Raw genomic sequence first — 343 nt, 5'->3', positions numbered from 1 at the left:
AAGAGGCGCCGAAAAATAAAAAATATTTTATTTGGAAGTTGCGAAAAGATTCCTACCTTTGCACTCCCAACGGAAACGAAGGGAAAAGAGAGTCGGAACGGCGGATGCCGGAAAGACAGAAAAAAAAAGATTGAAACGGGCGGAACACGGGGGAGACGATCAAGACTTCCCGGAAGTGATACCCGAAGATATATAAAAGGCTGCCGAGAGGCGAAGGCCGAACAAGTTCTTAAAAGAGATGTCAATGTAGCGTAGCGGCGGTAATGAAGTACTGTTCAAGTACAGAATACCCTGCTTTATTTTAAAGACGGTGTCTAACAGACACAAAAAAAGAAGACCATTT

1 protein-coding gene is annotated in these 343 nt (G+C 43.4%); it reads left to right on the top strand.

Annotated features, from left to right (window positions below):
* On the top strand, positions 1-255 hold a 255-nt coding region (locus DF947_RS22445), incomplete at its 5' end, for a hypothetical protein (protein ID WP_205940839.1).
* Positions 256-343 lie beyond the last annotated feature (88 nt).

It is taken from the genome of Pedobacter paludis (assembly GCF_003173575.1).
GTDB lineage: Bacteria > Bacteroidota > Bacteroidia > Sphingobacteriales > Sphingobacteriaceae > Pedobacter > Pedobacter paludis.
Note: the sequence above shows the minus strand (reverse complement) of the source record. Positions and strands in the feature narration are given on the sequence as shown.